Source organism: Microbacterium sp. BF1, from assembly GCF_019279095.1.
GTDB classification, from domain to species: domain Bacteria; phylum Actinomycetota; class Actinomycetes; order Actinomycetales; family Microbacteriaceae; genus Microbacterium; species Microbacterium maritypicum.
In genome coordinates this window covers 1-3,678 of record NZ_JAGYWT010000244.1, presented here as the reverse complement: position 1 = coordinate 3,678, position 3,678 = coordinate 1, and the positions used below count along the sequence as shown (strand labels likewise).

At 68.1% G+C, this 3,678-nt stretch carries 3 protein-coding genes and 1 pseudogene; 3 read left to right on the top strand and 1 reads right to left on the bottom strand.

Annotated features, from left to right (window positions below):
- Nucleotides 1-183: 183 nt before the first annotated feature.
- From KZA10_RS09670 to KZA10_RS09660, 3 genes are read left to right on the top strand one after another with little or no spacing between them, the layout of a single operon-like run.
- A complete protein-coding gene (locus tag KZA10_RS09670) occupies nt 184-1,029 on the top strand; it encodes an ABC transporter ATP-binding protein (RefSeq protein WP_256934665.1) in 846 nt (281 codons plus the stop codon).
- Nucleotides 1,005-2,570: a hypothetical protein gene (locus KZA10_RS09665; protein ID WP_055870942.1), complete on the top strand. Its 1,566-nt coding sequence runs from the start codon at nt 1,005-1,007 to the stop codon at nt 2,568-2,570. The genes KZA10_RS09670 and KZA10_RS09665 overlap by 25 nt, the downstream gene beginning before the upstream one ends.
- Before the next feature lie 40 nt (nt 2,571-2,610).
- Nucleotides 2,611-2,877: a DUF3039 domain-containing protein gene (locus KZA10_RS09660; RefSeq protein ID WP_017828506.1), complete on the top strand. Its 267-nt coding sequence runs from the start codon at nt 2,611-2,613 to the stop codon at nt 2,875-2,877.
- Between the two features lie 2 nt (nt 2,878-2,879).
- Here the strand turns inward: KZA10_RS09660 and KZA10_RS09655 are convergent.
- A pseudogene (locus KZA10_RS09655) lies at nt 2,880-3,551 on the bottom strand (nicotinate phosphoribosyltransferase); the annotation flags it as partial.
- Between the last annotated feature and the right edge of the window lie 127 nt (nt 3,552-3,678).

Below are 3,678 nucleotides of genomic sequence, written 5' to 3'. Positions count from 1 at the left end.
TGGTGCGCCCCGATCAGTACGTGGCGGCGATCCTTCCGCTCGACGACACGACCGAGCTGGCCGCGTTCCTCGAGGGGGCCCTGCTGCCTGCACGCTGATCCCGTCCTCGACATGACACGTGTCATGTCGAGGAGATGACACTGCCCTCCGGTCTCCTCGCCCTCGGCGGAGGAGGCTTGAGGCATGAACAACACCTCCGTGGACGGGTCGGTGACGCGGGCCACCGCTCGACCGGTATCCGTCGCCCCGATCGATGACCCCGTGGTGCTCGAACTGAGCGCCGTGAGACGACACTTCGGCACCGGCGACCGCCGCGTGCAGGCCGTCGACGGGGTGGACCTGTCGATCCGGCGCGGGGAGGTCGTCGCACTGCTGGGGCCCAACGGCGCGGGCAAGACCACGACACTCTCGATCGTCGCCGGGCTTCTGCGCGCCGACGCGGGCAGCGTCGTCATCTGCGGCATCGATCAGGCGAAGCAGCCGCTGGCGGCGAAGCGGCTGATGGGCGTGCTGCCTGATCGGCTGCGCACCTTCGACCGTCTCACCGGTCGTCAGCTGCTCTACTACTACGGGTTGCTGCGCGGTCTCGCGGCGGATGTGATCGAGAAGCGCGCCGCCGACCTCGCTCGAGCATTCGATCTCGGCGATGCCCTCAGCCGCGTCGTCTCCGACTACTCGGCCGGCATGACGAAGAAGATCATGCTCGCCGGGGCCATGATCCACTCGCCGCGCGTGCTCGTGCTCGATGAGCCGTTCGAGTCGGTGGATCCTGTCTCCTCGGCGGTCATCCTGGACATCCTCCGCGCCTACGTCTCGCACGGCGGCACCGTGATCCTGTCGAGCCACGGCATGGATCTGGTCGAGCGTGTCTGCTCACGCGTCGCGATCATCGTCGGCGGAGAGGTTCTCGCCGAAGGCACGATCGACGAGGTCCGCGCGGGTCAGACTCTCGAGGCGCGCTTCGTCGAGCTCGCCGGTTCCAGCGGAGAGGTGGAGGGGCTCGAGTGGCTGCACACGTTCTCCGACTGAGGCTCGCGCTGCTGCTGGGCTCTGTGCGCGGCGATCGTCGGATCCGGACGCTCATCTCGCTCGCGGCGGTCATCGCCGTCACCGCCGTGGTGTGCATCGCCGTGTTCAGCCTCGCGGCAGCCCCGGTACCGGTGGCACGCGCAGTCACCGTGCTCGGCGGGGCCGCCCTCCTCATCGGCTTCCTCGTCGGCCCGATCCTCGTCGGTGCCGTCGACCAGCTCGACCCCCGACGGTTCGCGGTCTTCGGTGTCGATGAGCGGCAGATGCCCTGGGTGCTCACGCTGGCCGCCTTCATCAGCGTGCCCAGCCTGGCGCTTCTCGCGGTCTACATCAGCGTCTGCATCGTGGCGATCGGAGCAGGGACCCCCTGGCCGCTGGCGGTGCTGATGACGATCATCGGTGTCATCACGACGATGCTGGTCTCGAGGATCGGTATGGCGCTCAACGCTCTGCTTCTTCCGGAGCGCCGATCCCGAGAGCTCACGGCGCTGTTCGCGCTCGCGCTGATCGTGATCGCGTTCCCCGTCGCGGTGTTCTTCGGATCGCTCCGCTGGGACGGCCTCGTGCCGCCGTCGCTCGCGACGCTCTCGAGCGTCTTCGGTTTCAGCCCGTTCGCCGCGGCGCCCGCGTTCCTCTTCGACTCCGCAGCCGGGGCGACCGCCTCGGCGTGGGTCAGCGGCGTCATCGCGGTCCTCACGGTCGTTCTGCTCGGGATCGCATGGGCCTGGCTCGTGCGGCGTCTGCTCACGACGACGGAGCGTCCGGTCACGCTGAGGGAGCGCACGGGCCTCGGCTGGTTCGGTCTGCTGCCGTCGAACGCCTTCGGTGCGATCGCGGCTCGAAGCCTCGTTTACTGGCTTCGCGACCGTCGCTACATCATGAACATCATCGTGGTGCCGGTGGCCGGTGTCCTCACCGTGCTTCCGCTCATCGTCGCCGGTGTCCCGTTGGAGGTCGCAGCGCTCGTGCCCGTGCCCGTGATGGCGCTGTTCTTCGGCTGGTTGCCGCACAACGACGTCGCCTACGACTCGACGGCGCTGTGGACCCACGTGGCCAGTGGCGTCCGGGGTCTTCCCGACCGTCTCGGACGCCTGGTGCCGGTCCTTCTCGTCGCGATTCCGGTGCTCGCGATCGCGGTTCCCCTGTCGCTCCTCCTCGTCGGCAACTGGAGCCTGCTGCTGCCGATGGGCGGCGTGGCCGCGAGCCTGCTCTTCTGCGCTCTGGGTATCTCGAGCATCGTCTCGGTCGTCGCCCCGTACGCGGTCTCGCGACCCGGTGACAGCCCGTTCCAGCAGCCGCAACGGCCGACGTCCCGAGGCACATACGGTCCCGCAGCGGCGTTCCTCGGAGCGATCGTGCTGAGCGCCCCCACCATCTGGTTGTTCGCGGCCACGATGCTCGAGGGCTCCGCATACGCCCCGGCGACCTTCTGGGTCGGGCTCCTCGGCGGCCTCGCGGTGTTGGCCGCGGGGGCGGTCATCGGCGGTCGCATCTTCGAGCGCAGCGGGGAGCGCCTGATGGAGTTCGTCGAGACGGCGTGACGACCGCCCACGAGGCATTCGACGCCGCTAGACTCACGGGATGAGTACTCCGCTGGACAGCCCCGATCAGGGCGGCGTGGCAACGCTTGATCGCGAACTGGAAGAGCTCCTCCGTGAGGAGAATCTCGAACCGGGCGACCATGAGCGCTTCTCGCATTACGTGAAGAAGGACAAGATCCTCGAGTCCGCGATCACCGGCAAGCCGGTGCGGGCACTGTGCGGCAAGAAGTGGACCCCGGGCCGCGACCCGGAGAAGTTCCCCATCTGCCCCACGTGCAAGGAGATCTACGAGTCGATGATGGGCTGACCTCAGTCTGCTTCGACGTACACGGTGGGAATCGCCGGGTCGGACTTGCTGAGCGCGAGAGCGCGCACCGGGAGTTCTTCGCGCACGCGCAGATGGTGCGCCCGCGCGGCTGCCGTGCCCTCGACGCCTTCGTAGCTCGAGTCGATGTCACCAGCCTCGACGAAGGTCACCTGCAGCGGGCGGCCGTCGGGATGCTCCGCCGCGGTGCCGAGCTCTTCGAAACCATCGGAGACGACGACCGTCTCGGCGGTGGCGACGCCGTCCACCAGGGTCCGGAAAGCGGCCTTACGACCACCGTGCGACGCCTTGTCCGCCGATGCCTTCGCGACACCGATCCAGGATCCGGTGGCATCCTGTCGTGCCACGAGCTTGTAGACCATGCTCGCGGTCGGATACCCGGATCCGGTGACCACCGACGTTCCGACACCGTAGGCGTCGACCGGCGATGCGGCCAGGGCGGCGATCGCATACTCGTCGAGGTCGCTGGTCACCGTGATGCGCGTGGACGTCGCCCCGAGCTCGTCGAGCTGCGCGCGAACGTCTCCGGCGACGATGGGGAGGTCGCCGGAGTCGATCCGCACGCCGCCGAGCTCCGTGCCGGCGACCCGGATGGCGGTCTCGACGCCCGTGCGGATGTCGTACGTGTCCACGAGCAGCGTCGTTCCGATGCCCATCATACCAGGTGTGTTGCCCGTCATCGCACGAGAACAACGTGCCAGTCGGCTTCTGAACAATGCTCACGACGTACTCGGCCGGAACGAGATCCGCGATCTCGAGTTCTGTTGCCTGGGTCGCGGTCTT

Excerpts from the sequence above, each read along its gene's own strand:
- KZA10_RS09670 (WP_256934665.1), top strand. The coding sequence starts at position 184 with ATGAACAACACCTCCGTGGACGGGTCGGTGACGCGGGCCACCGCTCGA.
- KZA10_RS09660 (WP_017828506.1), top strand. The coding sequence starts at position 2,611 with ATGAGTACTCCGCTGGACAGCCCCGATCAGGGCGGCGTGGCAACGCTT.